The sequence below is a fragment of the Pantoea sp. S61 genome (genome assembly GCF_016625145.1).
GTDB lineage: Bacteria > Pseudomonadota > Gammaproteobacteria > Enterobacterales > Enterobacteriaceae > Pantoea > Pantoea rwandensis_B.
Window position 1 is genome coordinate 80,502 of sequence record NZ_JACVUO010000008.1, and the last position, 19,266, is coordinate 99,767.

At 52.7% G+C, this 19,266-nt stretch carries 21 protein-coding genes; 10 read left to right on the forward strand and 11 right to left on the reverse strand.

What is annotated here, in order from left to right:
* Positions 1-547 precede the first annotated feature (547 nt).
* Positions 548-1,984 carry an alpha,alpha-trehalose-phosphate synthase gene (gene otsA, locus IAE30_RS16250; RefSeq protein ID WP_200537293.1) on the reverse strand — a complete coding sequence of 479 codons (1,437 nt, stop codon included), beginning with the start codon at positions 1,982-1,984 and terminating at the stop codon, positions 548-550.
* A complete protein-coding gene (gene otsB / locus IAE30_RS16255) occupies positions 1,981-2,769 on the reverse strand; it encodes a trehalose-phosphatase (RefSeq protein ID WP_200680391.1) in 789 nt (262 codons plus the stop codon). The genes otsA and otsB overlap by 4 nt, the downstream gene beginning before the upstream one ends.
* Before the next feature lie 224 nt (positions 2,770-2,993).
* Between otsB and IAE30_RS16260 the strand changes: the two genes are divergently transcribed.
* The 4 genes from IAE30_RS16260 (at position 2,994) to IAE30_RS16275 (ending at position 5,429) form a co-directional block, all read left to right on the forward strand.
* On the forward strand, positions 2,994-3,284 hold the full coding sequence (locus tag IAE30_RS16260; RefSeq protein WP_200680392.1) for a hypothetical protein: 291 nt from the start codon (positions 2,994-2,996) through the stop codon (positions 3,282-3,284).
* A gap of 24 nt (positions 3,285-3,308) precedes the next feature.
* Entirely contained in the window at positions 3,309-3,602 is a 294-nt protein-coding gene (locus IAE30_RS16265; protein ID WP_234465340.1) for a hypothetical protein, read from the forward strand.
* A gap of 97 nt (positions 3,603-3,699) precedes the next feature.
* Positions 3,700-4,212 (forward strand): GNAT family N-acetyltransferase, encoded by a 513-nt coding sequence (locus IAE30_RS16270; RefSeq protein ID WP_038647425.1) that lies wholly within the window; start codon positions 3,700-3,702, stop codon positions 4,210-4,212.
* 158 nt (positions 4,213-4,370) lie between these two features.
* Entirely contained in the window at positions 4,371-5,429 is a 1,059-nt protein-coding gene (locus tag IAE30_RS16275; RefSeq protein ID WP_034821867.1) for a YeiH family putative sulfate export transporter, read from the forward strand.
* A 32-nt stretch (positions 5,430-5,461) separates the two neighbouring features.
* On the opposite strand, the gene IAE30_RS16280 is transcribed toward IAE30_RS16275, so the two are convergent.
* The 3 genes from IAE30_RS16280 to rtcR all read right to left on the reverse strand — a co-directional run bounded on the left by IAE30_RS16280 (position 5,462) and on the right by rtcR (position 8,177).
* On the reverse strand, positions 5,462-5,773 hold the full coding sequence (locus IAE30_RS16280; protein WP_038647427.1) for a hypothetical protein: 312 nt from the start codon (positions 5,771-5,773) through the stop codon (positions 5,462-5,464).
* Positions 5,774-6,085: 312 nt separating this feature from the next.
* Positions 6,086-6,346, reverse strand: a complete 261-nt coding sequence (locus tag IAE30_RS16285) for a hypothetical protein (RefSeq protein WP_034821873.1) — start codon at positions 6,344-6,346, stop codon at positions 6,086-6,088.
* 256 nt (positions 6,347-6,602) lie between these two features.
* The gene (gene rtcR, locus IAE30_RS16290) at positions 6,603-8,177 is read right to left on the reverse strand and encodes an RNA repair transcriptional activator RtcR (RefSeq protein WP_038647431.1); all 1,575 of its coding nucleotides are present in this window, start codon (positions 8,175-8,177) and stop codon (positions 6,603-6,605) included.
* Between the two features lie 191 nt (positions 8,178-8,368).
* Here rtcR and IAE30_RS16295 point away from each other — a divergent pair, with 191 nt between their 5' ends.
* On the forward strand, positions 8,369-9,187 hold the full coding sequence (locus tag IAE30_RS16295) for a nucleotidyltransferase domain-containing protein (RefSeq protein WP_052059422.1): 819 nt from the start codon (positions 8,369-8,371) through the stop codon (positions 9,185-9,187).
* Positions 9,184-10,254 carry a hypothetical protein gene (locus tag IAE30_RS16300; protein WP_200537291.1) on the forward strand — a complete coding sequence of 357 codons (1,071 nt, stop codon included), beginning with the start codon at positions 9,184-9,186 and terminating at the stop codon, positions 10,252-10,254. The genes IAE30_RS16295 and IAE30_RS16300 overlap by 4 nt, the downstream gene beginning before the upstream one ends.
* Positions 10,255-10,298: 44 nt before the next feature.
* Here IAE30_RS16300 and IAE30_RS16305 read toward each other — a convergent pair whose 3' ends face one another.
* From IAE30_RS16305 to umuD, 3 genes are all read right to left on the reverse strand, one after another.
* Positions 10,299-10,895, reverse strand: a complete 597-nt coding sequence (locus IAE30_RS16305) for a DsrE family protein (protein WP_038647436.1) — start codon at positions 10,893-10,895, stop codon at positions 10,299-10,301.
* Positions 10,896-11,048: 153 nt separating this feature from the next.
* The gene (gene umuC, locus IAE30_RS16310) at positions 11,049-12,311 is read right to left on the reverse strand and encodes a translesion error-prone DNA polymerase V subunit UmuC (protein ID WP_038647437.1); all 1,263 of its coding nucleotides are present in this window, start codon (positions 12,309-12,311) and stop codon (positions 11,049-11,051) included.
* Positions 12,311-12,733 (reverse strand): translesion error-prone DNA polymerase V autoproteolytic subunit, encoded by a 423-nt coding sequence (umuD, locus tag IAE30_RS16315; protein WP_038647438.1) that lies wholly within the window; start codon positions 12,731-12,733, stop codon positions 12,311-12,313. Before umuD ends, umuC begins: the two co-directional genes overlap by 1 nt.
* A 257-nt stretch (positions 12,734-12,990) precedes the next feature.
* Between umuD and alaE the strand changes: the two genes are divergently transcribed.
* The 3 genes from alaE to IAE30_RS16330 all read left to right on the forward strand — a co-directional run bounded on the left by alaE (position 12,991) and on the right by IAE30_RS16330 (position 14,777).
* Entirely contained in the window at positions 12,991-13,428 is a 438-nt protein-coding gene (gene alaE / locus IAE30_RS16320; RefSeq protein ID WP_234465339.1) for an L-alanine exporter AlaE, read from the forward strand.
* Between the two features lie 323 nt (positions 13,429-13,751).
* Positions 13,752-14,012 carry a hypothetical protein gene (locus IAE30_RS16325; protein WP_200537289.1) on the forward strand — a complete coding sequence of 87 codons (261 nt, stop codon included), beginning with the start codon at positions 13,752-13,754 and terminating at the stop codon, positions 14,010-14,012.
* Positions 14,013-14,492: 480 nt separating this feature from the next.
* Positions 14,493-14,777, forward strand: a complete 285-nt coding sequence (locus tag IAE30_RS16330; protein WP_038647442.1) for a biofilm development regulator YmgB/AriR family protein — start codon at positions 14,493-14,495, stop codon at positions 14,775-14,777.
* A gap of 803 nt (positions 14,778-15,580) precedes the next feature.
* On the opposite strand, the gene IAE30_RS16335 is transcribed toward IAE30_RS16330, so the two are convergent.
* Positions 15,581-17,038: an MFS transporter gene (locus IAE30_RS16335; RefSeq protein ID WP_200680393.1), complete on the reverse strand. Its 1,458-nt coding sequence runs from the start codon at positions 17,036-17,038 to the stop codon at positions 15,581-15,583.
* 103 nt (positions 17,039-17,141) lie between these two features.
* Positions 17,142-17,888, reverse strand: coding sequence for a glucose 1-dehydrogenase (locus IAE30_RS16340; RefSeq protein WP_200680394.1), 747 nt, complete (start codon positions 17,886-17,888; stop codon positions 17,142-17,144).
* Positions 17,889-18,016: 128 nt separating this feature from the next.
* Between IAE30_RS16340 and IAE30_RS16345 the strand changes: the two genes are divergently transcribed.
* A complete protein-coding gene (locus tag IAE30_RS16345; RefSeq protein WP_200680395.1) occupies positions 18,017-18,865 on the forward strand; it encodes a LysR family transcriptional regulator in 849 nt (282 codons plus the stop codon).
* A 27-nt stretch (positions 18,866-18,892) separates the two neighbouring features.
* On the opposite strand, the gene IAE30_RS16350 is transcribed toward IAE30_RS16345, so the two are convergent.
* Entirely contained in the window at positions 18,893-19,204 is a 312-nt protein-coding gene (locus IAE30_RS16350; RefSeq protein WP_200680396.1) for a chorismate mutase, read from the reverse strand.
* Positions 19,205-19,266: the final 62 nt, after the last annotated feature.

Below are 19,266 nucleotides of genomic sequence, written 5' to 3' on the forward strand. Positions count from 1 at the left end.
TCACTTTAAAAAGCCCCTGTTTAGCCTGTATGGTCGATTGTCATGACAACGTGATCTTTTATCTGTTGAGTTGGTTTTAAATGGCGATATGCAGCCACTTAAGATCATGATTGCAGCATAATATGCTGATTTCATGAAAAACTATTTGCTTCTAAATTAATCACTTATAGGGAATATTGCCGAAAGGCACTACCACCATGATGATAGATAAGCGTGAAGACTGGACGCAGCGCGCCTGGGAACTGTTAGGGCTTTGTAGGGAGTGTTTAGCGAACGGCAGTGGATGTAACAGTGCGTTACATTAGTGATATGAATGAATTGGGGATTTGACGCATTGATTTGAAATAACTATCGGCCTGACCAACCAAACCTTTAGGGCTGACATGAAAAAAAAGCTTTTTTCGCGTTCAGTTGCACGCTTTTTAACCAAAACGTGCGATTTTGGCTGCCGTGTCAGGCAGTTACCCCTTAAGCAAATGAAAACGATTTCGTAGGTTTAGGATGGACAGTGAAAACGGTGCGCAGAACTGCGCACCGGAAAGCAGATTTAGGCGAGTTTCGGGAAGGTCGCGACTTTATTGGCGATACCATGATCGGCGCTGCGCGCAGGTAACCCATTTAAATCACGCAGGAAGCTTTCACGCCATTGCGTAATATCCTGCTTACGCAACACCGCCATCATGTCGTTGTAGCGCGAAATACGCTCCGTGCGCGGCATGGTGAGCGCTCTGTCGAGTGCGGCGGCCACTTCATCACGATCGTAAGGATTAACGATCAATGCCGATGTCAGCTCATTTGCCGCCCCCGCAAAGCGAGACAGCACCAGCACGCCCGGATCGTCCGGGTCCTGCGCGGCCACATATTCTTTCGCCACAAGATTCATGCCGTCACGCAGCGGCGTGACCAGACCCACATCGGTTAAGCGGAAGATTTTCATCAACAGGCGACGATCAAAGTGCTGGTTCAGATAATAGAGCGGTGTCCAGCCGAGCGTACCGTACTTACCGTTAATGCGCCCCGCTTCCGTCTCTAATTGATGACGAATATCCTGATAAGCCTGCACATCGCCACGAGACGTCGGCGCGATTTGTGAATAACGGATATTGCCGCGATGCTGCGGGAAATTCTCCAGCAGTGCCTCATAAGCCAGAAAACGCTCCGGTAATCCTTTGGAATAATCGAGCCGCTCGCTGGCAATAATGTTTTGCACATCGCCCAGTTCACGTTTCATCGCCGCCATCTTCGGTGGCAAATGTCCCTCAGCCATCTCTTTTATGCTGTCCGGTTCGATACCAATCGGATACACCTCAGTCATAAAGGTATTGCCAAAGGCACGGTGTTTCTTCTCACCTTTATTCTGCAACTGCGTCAACTGGCTCAGGCTATCGAGGAAGGCCACGCGATCGGAGTCGGTCTGGAAACCTAACAAGTCATAATCGCACAGCATCTCCAGCAGCGTCTGATGCGGTGGCAGCGCATTAAAGATCTCCGGCGTCGGGAACGGGATATGTAAAAAGAAGCCGATGCGATTATTCACACCCAATTTGCGCAACTCGGCCGCAAACGGCAGCAGATGATAATCATGGATCCATAACACATCGTCGGGTTGCAGCAGCGGTTTGAGGCGCTGCGCCAGTAAGGTGTTCACGCGGCAATAGCCATCCCAGGCTTCACGCTGATACTGCACTAAATCCAGACGATAGTGAAAGGCAGGCCAGATAACGGTATTGGAGAACTGGCAGTAGTACTGATCGTAATCGTTCTGATTGAGCGGCAGAGAAGCATAGGTGATGCCATCCTGCTCGACTTGCGAAAGTGGCTCATCTTCCTCGCCAGAGAACTCACTGATCTCTCCGTTCCAGCCAAACCACAAGCCTCCGGTGGTGCGTAACGCGTCCAAAATGCCCACCGCAAGACCCCCTGCGCTGGCTTTGCCTCCATCCGGAATGGCGATACGGTTAGATACCACGACTAAACGACTCATAACCTTGACTCCTTACCGACGATGTCATGTTCTAGTTGTAATAATAGTTGCCCCAGCCAGTGCCATACCGCGTCAACGCTGTCGAGACGGTAGCGCGCATGGCTGGCGCCTTCTCCGACCTTGACTGAAATGCCCTGCATGGCGTTCACGGCGAGAAATCCTTTTTCATCGGTCAGATCGTCACCCACGAAGACCGGAATACGGCCAATAAAGGGGGCTTCTTGCATGAATTCACGTACCGCCGCACCTTTATCGATGCCCTGCGGCTTCAATTCCACCACGCACTTGCCCGGTTGTAGCGCCAGCGCAGGAAAGCGCATCACGGCGTCTTCTGCCAGTTGCATGATGGATTTCTCGTACTCGGGCGCGTTGCGATAGTGCAGTGCGAACGCCATGCCTTTCACTTCCAGCAGGGTGCCTGGCCATTGGTCGAGCGTTTGCTGCAGTTCGGTTTGTAGCGTTTGCGCAATATCGCCAGGCAACGAATACCGGTGCACGTGCCCACTGGCGTCACGACGTTCTGCACCATGCACGCCAGCAGCGGGCGCTTCCAGTGGCGCAACCAGTGCATCCAGTTGCGCAATCGGACGGCCCGATACCAGCGCCAGGGCGCCATGACTCAGATTGGAGATTTGTTGCAGATGCTGGCGCACCGATGCGGGGATGGAAACCGACTCGGGTTGCGATTCAATGGTCGCTAGCGTGCCGTCGACATCAAAAAAGAAGGCATAAAGACCGCCGCTGAGTGACGGCAAGGTGCTGTTCTGATTAACCGCAGGGGTCACGTCTCCTCCTGTTCGTTGGGCTATAACAGGATCTTCGAAGTCAGGCTGGGTGTTTTCAGTCCGATGTCTGGACTGAGGCGAGGAGATTGAGCCAAAAACGGGGTACTGCGATAGGTAACTCTCCACAAACGCACAACTTTATTGCCAACACAGCAACCTGACTGCGAACATCGTCAGCATTAAGTCTAGACGCAGATCACAGTTTTGCCAGGCGCAGCGGGTTAATGCATGAGAAAAGTGTCTGTTTCAGGTCTTTGCGACGGCAAAAAATCGCCCCCTTTCCTTTTATAACGCTTCGCTTTTTTAAGACCTTAATTTTTGCCCGCCCTCTTTCCCTGATGACGCCGCATTTACCAGATTTTCCTCACTTGCATCCGCGCCGCCGATTGGCTTATGGTGCGGTTAACGCGCGATTCAAGGCGGAAAAAAGGCCGATAAAGGCCCATATCTGCGCCAAATGGCGCTTTCAGGCAGGCATTCAGGACGATGAAAATCCGATCAAGTTCACACTTTAGCGATGTCATGGCGGGTAACAGCCTATGATCCCCCAGAGCTACAGTCAGCGCGTGCATTTCTATTACTGCATTTTGGTGGCGCTGAAGATCAATGCAAAAACGCGCAAACCCGCCGGCGTGCGCGGCAAGAATAACTTTCTGCTGAAATGGCTGCGCAACGCGCAGAACAACACCATTTTCCACCCCGATATCACCAGCGAAATTGAGTGGCTGCGTGGCAAAATTATCAGCTCCGGGCCGGATGCCGATCTGGAGCCGATGCTGCAATACGTTTATGACACCGCCAAGCGCGCCGAAACCCTGCGGTTAGGATCGTGAATACCGCGCCTCCCTGTTAAAGTACCCTGCTGAAAAGTCAGCGATGGAACGTTTGGCTGCACGACCATCAACAGGGACGGATAACAGGACATCTTACATGAATTTCACCATACGCAAGGCTCGGGCCGAGGACGCGGAACTGCTTCATCAGCTGGGACGCATGACCTACAGCGCGCATTTCAAACATATGTGGGTTTCAACCGACGAAATGGATGCGTTTATCGATAAAGAATACGGACTGACGGTGCTGCAGAGCAGCCTCGCGGCAGAAAACGAGAGCTGGCTGATCGCCGAGACCGATCACCCAGTAGGTTTTGCCAAGGTCACCTGGAATACACCGGTTCCTGATTCCGGCATGACGGGCGCCATGTTGAATAAGCTCTACCTGAATCCCGATCAGACCGGTAAGAACTTCGGCAAAATCATGTTCCAAAGCATCATCAATGAAGCCCGTGAGAAGCAGGAAGGTTACATGTGGCTGGAAGTGATGGCTGAAAACGTGCGTGCACGTAAATTTTGGGAAGCCTTTGGCATGCAGCACATCAAAGACATCCCGTTCGTTACCGCCTCGCAGCGCAGCACGCTGCAAATTTTGGGTATGGTGATTTAACCCGACAGGGCGCCGCGAACACCGATTTCGCCGCGCCCTCTCCGCCTTTATCTGCGTTCAGCCCCGTCTTTACCACTTATTCAGATTTGTTATAACGATATAATCAGTTTTTCTTTCAAGCCATCTCTCCGCATCATAACGGCAACACAGGAGGCGTTATGGCTGATATCTCTCTACACAAACACTCACAGGGTATGGCGCATTTCGCGCCCGGTTTGCTGCTTACGGCGGCCATTGCGCTGGCAACGGCATGGCTCGGTAATCTACCGTCTGTCGCACAACTGGGGCTAGGCGCCCTGACGCTGGCCATCATCGGCGGGATCATTCTCGGCAATACGCTCTACCCGACGGTGCACGGTCACTGCGACGCGGGCGTACAGTTTGCCAAACAGAAACTGCTGCGTCTCGGCATTATCCTTTATGGCTTTCGTCTCACCTTCCAGCAGGTGCTGGATGTCGGCGTCAGTGGTGTGGTGATCGATGTACTGATGCTGACCAGCACCTTTACCCTCGCCTGCTGGCTGGGACGTAAAATCCTTAAACTGGATCGTGAAACCGCGTGGTTGATTGGTGCAGGTAGCAGTATTTGCGGTGCCGCCGCCGTACTGGCGACTGAACCGGTGATTAAAGCCGAATCCTCCAAAGTGGCGGTGGCGGTCGCGACTGTGGTGATCTTCGGTACACTGGCGATTTTCCTTTACCCGCTGATTTGGCATAGCGTTTCGCCTTTACTGCCGGGCCTGAGCCTGAGTGAATTTGGTATTTACACCGGTTCGACCATGCATGAAGTGGCGCAGGTCGTGGCGGCCGGACATGCTATCAGCCCGGAAACAGAAAATGCGGCGGTCATTGCCAAAATGCTGCGCGTGATGATGCTGGCGCCGTTCCTGGTGGTAATCGGCGTGATGGTACGCCGCAGCGCACCGGCCACCAGCGGGGAAAAACAGCGTATTACTTTCCCATGGTTTGCACTGGCGTTCATTCTGGTGGCGCTGTTTAACTCAGCGCATCTGATTCCCGCCTCGGCGATTGCGGTCATTAATCAGCTGGATAACGTGCTGCTCGCCATGGCGATGGCCGCACTGGGTCTTACCACCCATATCAGTCAACTGAAGCGAGCCGGTCTGCGTCCGCTGTTATTAGGGTTGATGTTGTTTATCTGGCTGATTGTCGGTGGCGGCGCGATTAATCTCACCATCCATCATTGGCTTGGATAACTTATTTGCCGCCCGGCTGGGCGGCAAATACCTTATTGTTTGAAGTGTTTTCGTGAATAGATGGCGGTCTGTCTGCGGCTTTTAATGCGGAATTTGGCATGAGAGATCACCGTCATCCACTTCGGATCAACCTTATTGGTCAAATAAATATTCAACTGATCCAACAGCGCCTCCCAATTCTTCGCCTGCCAGGCTTTGTCACTGCCGAGTGACTCTTTCATTAACTGAATGAGGCTATCCACTCTGGCTTTTACGTCACTCAGTGTTTCTCCAGCCTGATGCGATGCTGCTAATTTCCGGATTTCGGTGGCGTAATAATGGATGTCAATCTCGTTCTCGCGCACGCGAACCTCTGCTTATTTTTGGTCCGTAATATTACAGTAACCTAAGTCTGTGAATTAACATAATCGGCAATACCTTTCGCCGCTTCGCTATTGTTACCTATCAGCATTTCTTTTGTCAGGATTGATGGGCAACCTTCACCCTATAAGACAATAAAAAACCGCCCGCAGGCGGCGTGTTACATCACTTTGGCGCAGATATTGAAATGTGATTTCATTATTTTAGCGAAACCTTAACGAATTTCTTTCGGACACTCATCTCAACAACAGAACTAATAATAATCAGTTAATTAGCTAATCAATATCCGATCGCGATCACTCTTTAATCGTAAATTCCAGCTCACTGAGTTTTTGATACTCTTTCGCCAGCTTTTTAAGTTGCACCGCACGCATTTTATCCGCACGCGCCAGCGCTTCTTCTTCGGTTAACTGAAACTCTTTTTTCTTAAAAAATTGCTCAAAGTTGTACTCGCGATCGCGGCGCTGTACAAATACCTCGCCATCATTTTTGAGTTCACCTTCTGCGATGTAGATGCCCCGGGTTAATGCATATTTTGTTATATAGGCTTTTGTCATGCTGTCCTCTCATCTTGCCACGTCGGTTAATTAAAGCAAAATTGCCGTGTAATTTACAGTATCTTGAAGAAAAAACAGTCTATTCCTGGATAGTATTGCCATTGATTTAATTAATATTTTAATTAAACCTAACGTCAATACCAGGAAAAAACACCTCAGGTTTGATGACAATTAAAAGCGCAGAGAGATTTAAACATTTCAGCGGTGTGAAGCTATCCCACAGGAAATTTCCTCTCAGCCGCGCAAACAACGGCATTCATTTTTTCTGGATATCTTCCCAATTCAGCCCGAAGCGCATGAGGTATTTACGTAAGCGATCGGCATCATTCGGCTGCTTTTTATGCTGCCGTGAGACCGAAAATAAATGTCGTCCCGCTTCTGATAATGTTGTGGCGTGTCGACAGACTTCCAGCACCGTTTCGAGTTGTCTTTGCTCGAAGAGATCAATATCGCCAACCATCGGCAGTAAGGGTGATGCCACTCGCTCACTCTGCCAGTTTAAGCGTAATCGCGCGATCTCCTCGTCTACCAGCATCAGTGAAATACGCCCGTCTTCAGCCAGTGTTGCCATTCGCATAACACTGGCACCCAGTTCACGAAAGTTACCGTGCCATGCAGCTGCTGGTGAGGTGGCAAAAGCCACATAATGCTGACGCGCTTCTTTATCAAACCGCACCTGATGCTGACGCGTGCGCGTAAATCGCTGCAATTCATAGTCGATATTCGGTTCAATATCCTCGCGACGCTCTGCCAGTCCCGGCAGCTGGAATGTCCACATATTGATGCGTGCGTAAAGGTCCTCCCTGAAGCGCCCCTCTTTTACCCATTGGCGCATGTCACGGTGCGTGCCCGCAATAAGCTGAAAATCACTGCTCACTTCACGATCGGCTCCAAACGGGAAAAAACGTTTCTCTTCAATGGCGCGTAATAACATCGCCTGTTCATCCAGACCCAGTTCAGCAACTTCATCAAGAAAGAGAATGCCACCATCCGCTTCACGCAATAAGCCGCTGCGTGCCGTTAATGCCCCCGTAAAGGCCCCTTTAACGTGGCCAAACAGCGTTGACATGGCGTTATCACCACGCAGCGTCGCGCAATTGACCGCGACAAACTTGCCCTTCACCTGATGACGTGCGAGACGCAATTGATAGATACGCTCAGCGAGGAAGGATTTCCCCGCCCCCGTCGGCCCGCTTAGCAACATTGGCGCATCAGAGCGCTGCGCCACCCGCTCAATTTGTTCAATCAGGGCGTTAAAAATGGCGCTGCGCGTTTCAATGCCTGATTTAAGGAACGACACGGAATTCTGTTGTTCGTGCTGAAAACGACTGGTCAGAGTGGTATAGCGACTCAAGTCCAAATCAATAATCGAGTAAACGCCCTGAGGGGATTTCTCCTCCTTCGGCCCCGGTCCAGTCTGTAACAGGCTAGCAGGCAGAAAGCGTGCTTCGGTTAACAGGAACCAGCATATTTGCGCAACGTGCGAGCCGGTGGTGATGTGGACCAGATACTCTTCATTTTCGGTATCGAAGGGATAGTTGCGAGCAAAATCAAGAAAAGCACCGTACACCTCTTCAAAATCCCAGGGGTCGTCGAGACTGATTTGATGAGGCACCACCTGAGTCTGGGGAGAAATGCGCGCGATATCTTCAGTCAGTTGTTCCACCATGCCGCGATTCAGCGGTTGATGCAGTACCTCAAACCGGTCCACGGGCAAATCGGCATGCTGACACAGCGCCACACTGGGCCGCCACTTACTCCAGCGGTTTTGCCTTTTGCCACGTTTGTCGAGTTGCGTGCCTAAAACACCTATCACTACCCGTCGCTTCACACTTTATCCCTTAAGATAAAAACTTATCTTAAAGAATAAAAAACTTCTCCTCCACTGGCTATCAGAAATGTCACACCAAAATAATTAACCGCTATAAATCATGCAGTTATTTGATAATCTGACGTTTTATTATTTTTGGCACGTTATTCGCTATCTCTTTATTACCTCAAGATTTTAATAGGAAAGAAGAAATGAAACTAACCACAGGAGTTCATGGCGTTGATGCCGTTATGCGTGAGCGTGTCTGTAGTGTGTTACAGCAGATAGAAGCTGAACATGAAGTCCGTGTTCTCTTCGCCTGCGAATCCGGGAGTCGCGGCTGGGGGTTTGCCTCCCCCGACAGTGATTACGATGTGCGTTTTCTCTATGTCCATAAACCCGCGTGGTATTTGCGGGTGGAGTCGCCACGCGATGTGATCGAAAAACCCATCGATGCCGAGTTAGATGTGTGCGGTTGGGAGTGGCGTAAAGCATTGGGCTTATTAAAACGCGCCAACCCAACGCTGATCGACTGGCTTGATTCGCCCATCGTGTATCGCCAGCACGACGGCATCATGGCGCAGCTGCATGCACTGAGCGGTCGCTTTTTCTCTGCAGAAAGCGCGCGCTGGCATTACCTGTCCATGGCACAAAAGAACTTTCGCCAGTATCTGCAGGACGATGAGGTGCGGCTGAAGAAGTACTTCTACGTGCTGCGTCCCTTGCTGGCCGTTCGCTGGATCGAGGCAGGGAAAGGTGCGCCACCCATGCGTTTTGATCAACTGCTGCACGGCACAGTGCAGGATGGCCCACTGCTGCGCGATATCGCTGAATTGCTGTCGGTGAAGCAGCGCGCCGGGGAGGCGGAGTACGGTCCGCGACGCCCGATACTGCACGCCTTTATCCGTGCCGAACTGGATCGCCCGACAGAGGCGCTGCCACTGGCGCACAGCAACCGGGACAGCGCGCTACTGGATGCCCTGTTATTCGACACCGTGATGGCCGATTTCAATGTAAAGGAGGAGATATGATGCGCGCACTGATTCATTCATTAGGACTGGTTTCTGCGTTCCCCGTGGTATGGAAAACCCGGCAGCGCGCCCTGTATACCCTTCTGGCACCGAGCTATGACACTGCGCAGCCGTTGCCCTGGGATAACACAGTGCTGCCAGCACAGCCGTTGGCAGAGGCCTCCGAGTTACGCTGGGCACCGGGAGCCGGCGAAGGCACGCTGATTTACCACATCGGCGTCAACCCGGCTGAGGAGGATGCCGCCGCCATCCTCGCTGCGTTACAACGGGTGCTGGCAGCGCCGGGCAAGAAAAATATGCGCGCGCTGTATCGGCTGATCAATCAGCAGTCGCCGTTGTACTACATCGATGCATTGATGGAAGCCATTCCGCAGGCGAACCTGAGCGCAGTTCAGCTCTATCCGCTGGTGATCTGGCTGGTGACCTCCAGCCCGGATCAGAACGTGGTGAAGTTTGCCATGGCAATGACCGCATGGTTCTCACAGCAGCGCACCGTGAAGATATTGCAGGTGCTGGCGCAGCATGACGAACTCACGCTTTATGCGGTGGTCGCGCTACGAACCATGCTGGATCCAGAGGAGTACACGGCCGTTTGGTTCGCCATGATGCAACGCGTCGATGGCTGGGGTCGCGTGCATCTGATGGAGCGAATGCCTGCCACATTGAACGCCGCACAACGCGGTTGGTTATTGCGTACGGGATACGCCAACAGCGTGATGATTGAATACACCGCAGTGAACTGTGCGGTGTACGGCGAGTTGCTGGATGCGCTGGCCAGCGAGCACGACGATGCACTCCTGCTAGGCTGTGCGCAGATGCTGCTCGCCATGTTGAGTGATGCGCCAACACCGGACATTTCAACCTATGAAGATGGGCCAATTACGTGCTTACGCTACTTACAACATGTGGTCACCCAGCAGCCAGCACATTCACAACATTACCTCGCCGCACAGGAGATCGGTGCCTGGGTGGCGGGCGAAACATTGATGGATGCGCCGCTGGCTCAGCGACTGACGGCATTATGTGAGCAGGTGCTGGCGCAACCGATGTGGCAGGAGCAGCAATAATGGCGCTGAGGTTGGTGCAGGAGCCAGTAAAGCCACAAGTGCGATCACATACTGAGCAAGGCGTACCCCTGATTCTGCAGCGTGGTCATCGTGGTGAGTGCGGAGGGCGTATGGATCACCGAGTCTGCGATCCATTGTGGTTCGTAATGATGCCAGGCCAGAGCCTGATCGCACACCGTGACTTTGACGCCCTGCTGCTCCAGCGCCGATATCAGCGCAAGGTTGGGATTATCCACACCAAACAGCTGTCGAAAGCGGGTGTTTTCCAGCATCGCGGGCGTCGCTTCGCCATTCACCGCCACGACAAATTTTAACTGCTTTGCCGGCACACCGGCCGCCACATAGGTATTCACCACTTGTGCCACATGCTCCAGCGCCGGATTAACCTGACTGCGTTCTTCCGCGCCACGGCTGACTTTAAAAACCACTTTGTTACTCAGCGCACTGCTGGGCTGGAATGCGCTGCTGGCGTCATAGTGCACTTTGCCGTAACCGGCGATGGCTGGCGTGGTCCAGTTGATGGCGGGATCGGAAGGTGGGGCACTCACTTTCGCGGCAAAGAGGGTTTCATTTTGGCTGAGTAAGGCACCGCATACCCCACCCGCTACTGCGACAACTGCGCTAATCACCACTGAACGCATCTCTTTTCCCCCGCGACATCGTGAAAAATCGGCCTTGCCAAGTATGGCATGGATTGCCATTTTGTCGGCTTATCGCAGAGGTATACGGGCATATTCAGCCATTTCCTAACGCTCGGTGAAAAGCGGTGGCTCATGTTATGCGCTAACCCCTATTCACTTCGCTACCGGGAGATCTGCGTATCGGGTGGTATACGCTGGAGACAACATCTCACGCTTCATCGCCCAGGATTTTTGGATTCCCTGCCCGGCGAACCATAGCTTCCCTTTCCCGCTTTGATTTATGCCATCGATCACCCGCATCAGCATTTCACTATTCGCCTGCGGCTGGATGTCATCAAACAAATTGAGTTGCGCCACGCCCTGACTGAAGAAGTCACCTAACATCACCCCTGCTTTCATATAGCGGCGCCCTTCCCGCCAGATGCGATCCAGCGCCTCGGTGGCCACACGGATAATATCGCGGCTGTCGTTGGTGGGCGTCAGCACTTTAATGATTGCCTGATTACCGTAAAAAATTTCCCCCTCCGCATGCGGGCTGGTGCGAATAAACACGCCGATCTGTCGACAGTACTGCCGCTCGCCCCGCAATTTTTCGGCGGCGCGCACAGCATAGTTGCACACCGCTTCACGCATGTCGGCGTACTCCGTGATGCGTCCCGCAAACGAGCGTGAGCAGACAATCTGCTGCTTCACGGGCGCAAACTCTTCCAGTTCGAGACAGGGCTCACCGCGCAGCTCGCGCACGGTGCGCTCCAGTACCACATTGAAGTGCTTGCGGATCACCCAGGTGCTCTGCTCCGACAAATCCAGCGCGGTATTGATGCCCATGGCATTCAGCTTTTTGCTGATGCGACGCCCTACGCCCCACACATCGGCCACATCGACTAACGCCATTAACTTCTTTTGCCGCTCAAGGTTGGAGAGATCCAGCACGCCGCCGGTTTTACTCCATTTCTTAGCGGCATGGTTGGCCAGCTTGGCCAGGGTTTTGGTGGGCGCGATCCCCACCCCCACCGCCAGATGCGTTTCGCGTTTCACCCGCTGCTGGATTTCCCGTCCGAACTCTTCCAGCACGCGGCAATTCCGCACGCCCGTGAGGTTCATAAACGCCTCATCAATGGAGTAGATCTCAACGGCGGGCGCCATCTCTTCCAGTATCGTCATCACGCGCAGACTCATGTCGGCGTAGAGCGCATAGTTAGAGCTGAATACATGCACGTTATGGCGACGCAACACATCTTTGATTTTGAAATAGGGGCCGCCCATGCCGATATTCAGCTTCTTGGCCTCGGCCGAACGTGCGATGACACAGCCATCGTTGTTGCTTAACACAATCACCGGCTTGCCTTTGAGATCCGGCCTGAACACCGTCTCGCACGAGGCATAGAATGAGTTCACATCCACCAGCGCAAACATCACCTTCTCAGCGTCTTGATGACATGTTTAACGACACCGAAGATCTCAAACTGATCCGGGTCGGGAATGGGAATGATGGCGTGCGCCGCATTCATCGGTTTGAGGTGCAGACAGGGCTTCAGCATCAGCTGCTTCACCGTGAACTCCCCCGAGATGGCCGCCACCACCACATCACCCTGCTCGGGTTTCTCCGCACTATCGACGATCAGCATATCGCCGTCGCTGATTCCGCCTTCGATCATCGAGTCACCGCTGACTTTGATGAAGTAAGTAGCGCTGGGATGTGTGACGCAGAGGTCATTGAGGTCAATACGCTGCTCAACGTAGTCCTGCGCCGGTGACGGAAAACCACACGGCACACGACTGATAAACAAGGGCAAACTGAGGATGGCGCGGAGTTCCGCCGGTTGATAAAACACCATAATGATGGCCTTCGAAAATATACTGTATATAAATACAGTATTACTGATCGGGCTGTTTGATCAAGCGGGATCCTTCGGGATGATGCAAAGCAGTTGGCAGGAAAGGAGATTTAATTTTGGGTGGTTTTAACGGTGAGATGGATGTGCTGCGATGGTTTTGGGCTAGGGTGAAATGAGGGTTCGCCACAAAGTTGAACAACTGTTTTCTCACGACTTCATATAGGAAATGCACTTTGCCTCAACCTCAAGACCAGAGCATGCGCCGAACGGCCTTTATTGCGGATACCACTGCACTGATTTTATTTTTCACCACGACGGGCGTGATTAATGAACGATGGATCGCCGGCATGGCGTGGGATCAAGTTCTGCATGCCCGTTTGATTGGTGCCGTTTTGATGGTGCCGGTTGCCCGCCCTTACGGCTTGTGGCGTGATTGGGTGATGCGGCGTGCGGGGTCGGGCCGGGTTTCAAAGCTGCTGTGGGACAGTATCGCGCTGGTGAGTTTCCAGGTGCCGATCTATGCGGCGATCATTGCTTTTAGCGGTGCGTCGGGAAGTGGTTTAGTGCGCGGTACGCTAGGTGCTGCGTTGATGATGCTATTTTTGGGCAGGCCTTATGGCGCGTTTCTTAATTGGGTGCGAGGCATGTTTGGTTTGCCGCCGGGTGGGGAAAAGCCGATGTCGTTAGATAGCTAGATGATTCTCTAGCGGGAGCGAATAAAACTATTCGATTAGCCTGTGAAAGGGTGTGTTAACCTTTTGATGAATAGGCACTTTCCCCACATAAATAATTCGTTTTTTATAAAATCATTAAAGCCAGTGCCTCACACTGTATTAAAAACGAACAACCTCCATTTCGCATGATGGAAATTCCAGATTGAATATCTAAAGGCTTCGCTTTTATTGATCATAAAAATCCACACCATAACGTTATTAAGACGAGTCGTAATGCAATATTGAAAATAGCTTCTAAGTTTAAATTGAGGTTGTCATTAATTCGATCTGATGGAGGATTTTCAGTGTTATTTCAAGATCATGAAGAAAGCCATATTATCATTGGTGAAGCCGCATTAAGCCTTGCTTTATGTCGAAAGGAAATCAGTGTTGCAAACCTTTTTTCACAGCTTGGTTTGATGTCTAAATCAGAGAATAATATTGACCGATTGACTCAAATCGCTAAGGCCAGAAACTGGTTAATGAGCTTTGAGTCACCTTCAGTCGCCGAGGAGCAAATACCTTATTTGCAGACCTTAGTTGGCCTGAACAATGAACTGAATTAACGATATATGAACTGAAGCCAAAGGACGTAATCCGGTTCCGGCCGGAAGACGACGAAGCGGATGACCTCATCGGTTACACGTGAGTGTACACCGGCCGGAGACACTGTCAGGGACGACACTCTCAAAATGATTTGCCAGAATATTTCTTCCTCTACTCCGCTGACGAAGCAACAGAGTTATCAAGCATGAGTTGGTAGCACACTCAACCCAAGGCATACCCGCATAAAAAGCCGTAAACACCGAAGATGCCTTTGAGCATAAATTGGTCTATTAAGATTTATAGACGATGGCAGAACTATGTTTGGTGATCTCCGCCCTCCCAATTTTGACAAAGTGCGCTAAATTTATTTCATATGTGATTTCGACATCAGTCGAAATGCCACCCTGTACAAAATCCGCACTCTACCAATAGATTGCGATTGTTATATGTTACAGCATGACCATAGTGACGCCTGAGTAGCGGACATAAGGGATAAAATCATGTATCAGAGCACACAACAGTCAACCAATAGCGCGAAGTCTTTCCTGCACTTAGATGCGCTTCGCGACAAAGCAACTGCTGAAACCGTTGTGATTGAAGCAGCCGCGAGTGAAATCACTCAACGTGGGGTGAGAGTCACCAACGGTGCCGTGATTTTGCAATTGATCACTGAAGTGCAGAAGGCCTCTGATCCCCTGCAAATCGATCTGTTACTCAACGCATTAAAAATCGTGGTCGGGATGACGCCCGGGGAAGAGGAACGTTGGGCATACTTCAATTGGTAAAGTGTTGATAAAGACTAAGCACATCGTTATGCCATTGATATTCAGAGATAAAATAACGCCCAGGTTAACAAACTTAACGAAAGAGTTTATCCATATATCTGTCATTTCAATGAGATATAGAAAGCACTGATGGCCAGTGCCTATGCCGCATGCTCAGGCTTTGGCTTTGGCTTTGGCTTTGGCTTTGGCTTTGGCTTTGGCAGTCACACCGTACCCCATTAAGTTACCCGCTACTCCGCTTTCACCCATTGCAAAAAATTCGTAACCGCTGCTTCGATAACCTGCTGGCTCAATGTCTCAGCATCAACGATCATCCGTAATCCATGCCCATAAGCGAATCCCGGCAGGAACTGATAACCACAGCAAACCTTCGGCGGTTGATCCTGCGCGATTTCCCGCTCACGCTTCTCAATAAACTGCCAAAATGTCAGCCCGCCAAAAATCGCATAAACCTGTTTTTCTCGGTGTACAAGGGTATGGCTGATGATTTTGCCTTTGCTATTCACGTTAGGCGTTGTTTCAGTTTGTTAAAAGGCGACATGGAAACGCCTTACCCGGCAACGCTAGTGAGGCGCTGATGCCCTGGAGTTAGTCCGTTAAAAACTGGCGGCCCTGAGTCAGGAGATTGTTCGGCTGGAAGATCTTACGCGTTCAACCGATGACTGCTGAAATAGACGGCCGCCCTTCTGGCGTTCCGGACTGAAGAAGCGATCAGATTCCGATTCAGAGGCGGTGCACCACTTTAGCGATAACAGAGAGTATATCTGCTGGCTGCTGCATCGCAGCCAGCTGAACCTGTTGTGTTACCGTTGGGATATACGGGCCGCGCTCGCGGAGCGATCCGAGCCGTGCAGGATAAGCCGGGTACTCAGTGCCGCCCCGATAGCCAGGCAGGCGGCCATGATGAGAAGCGCAACGATAAATGCATGGGTAATGGCTGCGCCGCTGTGACTGTTGCCCAGCATGCTGTAAAAAATACCGCCAATCACGGCGACGCTAAGCGCCGTGCTGATCTGTAAGGCGGCGCTGGTTATTCCCGCAATCATGCCTGAAAACGGTGGCGCAACCTGGCCGGTGACCATCCGCACCAGGGTTGGCATTGCCAGTCCCTGACCCATCCCGGTCACAAAAAGCAGCGCGGCGAGCGGCAGCATGGCGGGAGGTTTGCCCGTCAGCGTCATGGCAATCAATCCTGCCATGCCCGCCAGCCCTAGGGTTTCACATCCCATCCCGATTGCGCTCAGGTAATTACCGGTAAATCGCCTCAGCCAGGGCGTCAGTAACGGACCGATCAGAAAACCCACGCCAAACGGCAGGAAAACCGTGCCTGCGCTCAGCGCATTGACATGCAGTGCACCCTGCAGATAGACAGAAAACAGAAGGAAGAAGGTGCCGATGGAATAAAACAGTAAAACAATAATCAGACCCTGCCCCAACCCGGGAGCGCGTAATACGTCCGGCTCAAGCAGTGGCGATCCGCCCTTTTGGCTGAGCTGTTTCTCATAGCGCCATAACAGCGCGGCCAGCAGCGGGAAAGTAAGAAATAACATCCACGCCCACCAGGGCCATCCTGCTTCACGCCCTTCGATCAGCGGCACGATCAGCGTGCTCAGCGTTAATGTGGCCAGCAGTGTGCCAACAGGATCAAGCCGCTGAGCCGCCCGCGCCCGCGTCTCTTTCAGCAGCGGCAGACCAAAAAGAACGACCAGCAGCGCCACCGGCAGGTTAACCAAAAAAATCGCCCGCCATCCCAGGTGAAACAGATCTGCTGAAATCAGGAGCCCACCCAGCACCTGTCCGATCACAGAGGCCAGACCAAACACGGCGCCATAGATACTCAGTGCTAAGGGTCTCTCCGCTTCGGGAAAAATGGCCTGTACGGAAGCCAACGCCTGAGGGGCCATGATGGCGGCCGTCGCGCCCTGTAATATCCGTCCGGCTATCAGTCCCCAGGATGACCCGGCAAAACCGCACAGCAACGATGCCGCGGCAAAACCAATCAGCCCGATAAAGAACATTTTTCCGCGACCGTAAATATCACCCAGCCGGCCGCCTGTGATCAGGGTCACGGCATAAACAGCAGCATAGGATGAAATAATCAGCTGTTCCGCCGAGGAAGTGGTGCTCAGTTCATTCTGAATAGCTGGCAGCGCCACGTTAACAATAAAGAAATCGAGCGGCGGCAAAAATGCCCCTACCAGTAAAATAACAAACATCGCCCAGCGGCGCGGCTCAGCTTGCGGGATGCTATGTGCCGACATAGATCACTCCTTATGGAACGGTGCCCCAGTTAAAGGAGGCGTGGTAATCAGGAATGTTTCGTTCGCGGGGCTGCCGCCTCGCTGAAACGTCACGCCGAACCGGTCAGCGCATGCCGCCGGAGGCGAGGATCACCTCGCCGCTGATCCATGCCGCCTCGTCTGAGGCGAGAAAGGAGACGATCGTTGCAACATCCTTCACCTGCCCGATGCGGCCGAGCGGCGTCTGCTCCTCATTCCATCTCTGGAAATCTGAGTGCATCGCACCTGCGCTATGGCTTCCTTCGGTTTCGATTAGGCCGGGATTGACCGCATTGACGCGGATTTGCCGGGGACCCAGCTCTTTGGAAAGCACACCGGTAATGGCGTCGATCGCGCCTTTGGCCCCGCTATAGATGGCGCTGTCAGCAAGAAAAACACGGGTGACGAACGAACTGATGTTGATGATGCTGCTGCCTTTACCCAGGTGCGGCACGGCTGCGGCGCTGACCAGTAACGGGCCCAGAACATTAATATCGAATTGCCTGCGGTAGAGCGCCTCGGTGCTTTCCTCGATGCGGGCAAACTGATAAACCCCGGCGTTGTTCACCACAATGTCCAGCCGTCCGAAAAGTTCGAGGGTGTTATTAATGAGTGACTCAACCTCTGACTGGCGGGTGACATCCGCCGCGACGGCCATTGCCTTTCCGCCAGCGGCTTCAATCGCCGCAACCACCTTATCTGCCCCGTTTCTGTCTGAGACGTAATTGACGACAACGTCTGCACCGTCAGCCGCCAGCTGGCGGGCTATGCCTGCGCCTATACCTTTTGAACCACCGGTAACGAGGGCAACTTTGCCCTGGAGTCTGTTCATACTTTCGCTTCCTGTAAGGGCCGTCTGAGGCGGCGGAGTGAAAGAACCTATGGTGATACCTGCAAAGTTGTTTGAGAACTGACACTTTTGTATATTGGACGTTCATTTTTGAACAGTAGGTTCAGCGTATGGAGTGGGGAGATGTTCAGGTCTTTCTTGCCGTCATCCGTAACGGCTCGTTCGGCAAGGCGGCGTTGAGTCTGGGCGTAAGTCATCCGACGGTCGGACGCCGTATCAAAGCACTGGAGGATGAGGCGCAGCAGGCGCTGTTCCGCCGCACAAAAGAGGGGCTGGTATTGACCGATGCCGGTGACGGCGTCATGAAACTGGCAGAGGCAATGGAAAATTCCGCGCTGGCATTGGAGCGGCGTCTGGCGGGTAATCACGACCGTCTTGAAGGAATACTGCGCATATCCGCCGCAGAATGGTTGACTAACACTGTGCTGGCGCCCGTGCTGAGTGAACTGACGCGCCGTCATCCGGCAATTGTGCCAGAGGTGATTGCCAGTTTCCGCCTGCTCGATCTGTCGCGCCGTGATGCCGACGTCGCGTTTCGCATCGTTCCCTTCACCGATCCGGATATCGTCCAGCGCCGCCTGATGAGTGTGCCCTACGCGCTTTACGGGACGCCAGAAACGGCACAAGCGCTGCTGACAGCGCCCTCATCGGTAGGCTTGATCCTGATGAATACCGGACAGTCACACTTTCCTGACGTCGCCTGGTTGCTGGAGAGGTTTCCGCAGTCACGACCCGCCTTTAAAAGCACAAGCCGTGCCGTGCAGGCACAGATGTGCCTGCAGGGAATGGGCATCGCCGTACTGCCTCAACCGCTGGGCGATACCACACCCGGCCTGCAGCGCATAGCAACGCCGGATTTTCCACCTTCACGGGATATCTGGGTCGGTTACCATCAGGATCTGCGTCATATGGACCGCCTGCGCGCCCTGCTGGATATTGCAGACAGGATGCTGACCTGAGCGTCATGACGCTCAGGTCGCCGGTTCTCAGGCAGGTCTGATCCTGAGAGATGCTTTCACCTCCCCGTGCCTGCGGACCGCCTCATCAATAATTGTACGCATAAACCCTTCCACAAAATTTGCGTCAAGACCTGCACTCTGCCCGATTTCTCTGAATCGGTTGAACTGCTGGGCCTCTCTACCTTTGTCGATGTCAGGCAGATGATGTGCGGCTTTGAGCTCACCCACTTTATGCGTGCAGCGGAAACGTTCTGCAAGGATATGAATAAGCGCAGCATCGAGATTATCAATCGTCAGCCGATACGATAAGAGATCTGCCTGATGATCATGGGAATACATCGGTTCACCTCTGACATTAACCTGATTTAGAAGTGGGGCTGGCTGAGGGCGAAATGCGATTA

Excerpts from the sequence above, each read along its gene's own strand:
- IAE30_RS16260 (WP_200680392.1), top strand. The coding sequence starts at position 2,994 with ATGCATGAGAAAAGTGTCTGTTTCAGGTCTTTGCGACGGCAAAAAATC.
- IAE30_RS16300 (WP_200537291.1), top strand. The coding sequence starts at position 9,184 with ATGATGCGCGCACTGATTCATTCATTAGGACTGGTTTCTGCGTTCCCC.
- IAE30_RS16295 (WP_052059422.1), top strand. The coding sequence starts at position 8,369 with ATGAAACTAACCACAGGAGTTCATGGCGTTGATGCCGTTATGCGTGAG.
- IAE30_RS16275 (WP_034821867.1), top strand. The coding sequence starts at position 4,371 with ATGGCTGATATCTCTCTACACAAACACTCACAGGGTATGGCGCATTTC.
- IAE30_RS16335 (WP_200680393.1), bottom strand. The coding sequence starts at position 17,038 with ATGTCGGCACATAGCATCCCGCAAGCTGAGCCGCGCCGCTGGGCGATG.
- IAE30_RS16350 (WP_200680396.1), bottom strand. The coding sequence starts at position 19,204 with ATGTATTCCCATGATCATCAGGCAGATCTCTTATCGTATCGGCTGACG.
- umuC (WP_038647437.1), bottom strand. The coding sequence starts at position 12,311 with ATGTTTGCGCTGGTGGATGTGAACTCATTCTATGCCTCGTGCGAGACG.
- IAE30_RS16285 (WP_034821873.1), bottom strand. The coding sequence starts at position 6,346 with ATGACAAAAGCCTATATAACAAAATATGCATTAACCCGGGGCATCTAC.
- IAE30_RS16270 (WP_038647425.1), top strand. The coding sequence starts at position 3,700 with ATGAATTTCACCATACGCAAGGCTCGGGCCGAGGACGCGGAACTGCTT.
- otsA (WP_200537293.1), bottom strand. The coding sequence starts at position 1,984 with ATGAGTCGTTTAGTCGTGGTATCTAACCGTATCGCCATTCCGGATGGA.
- umuD (WP_038647438.1), bottom strand. The coding sequence starts at position 12,733 with ATGGTGTTTTATCAACCGGCGGAACTCCGCGCCATCCTCAGTTTGCCC.
- IAE30_RS16340 (WP_200680394.1), bottom strand. The coding sequence starts at position 17,888 with ATGAACAGACTCCAGGGCAAAGTTGCCCTCGTTACCGGTGGTTCAAAA.
- IAE30_RS16305 (WP_038647436.1), bottom strand. The coding sequence starts at position 10,895 with ATGCGTTCAGTGGTGATTAGCGCAGTTGTCGCAGTAGCGGGTGGGGTA.
- IAE30_RS16345 (WP_200680395.1), top strand. The coding sequence starts at position 18,017 with ATGGAGTGGGGAGATGTTCAGGTCTTTCTTGCCGTCATCCGTAACGGC.
- alaE (WP_234465339.1), top strand. The coding sequence starts at position 12,991 with ATGCGCCGAACGGCCTTTATTGCGGATACCACTGCACTGATTTTATTT.
- IAE30_RS16330 (WP_038647442.1), top strand. The coding sequence starts at position 14,493 with ATGTATCAGAGCACACAACAGTCAACCAATAGCGCGAAGTCTTTCCTG.
- IAE30_RS16265 (WP_234465340.1), top strand. The coding sequence starts at position 3,309 with ATGATCCCCCAGAGCTACAGTCAGCGCGTGCATTTCTATTACTGCATT.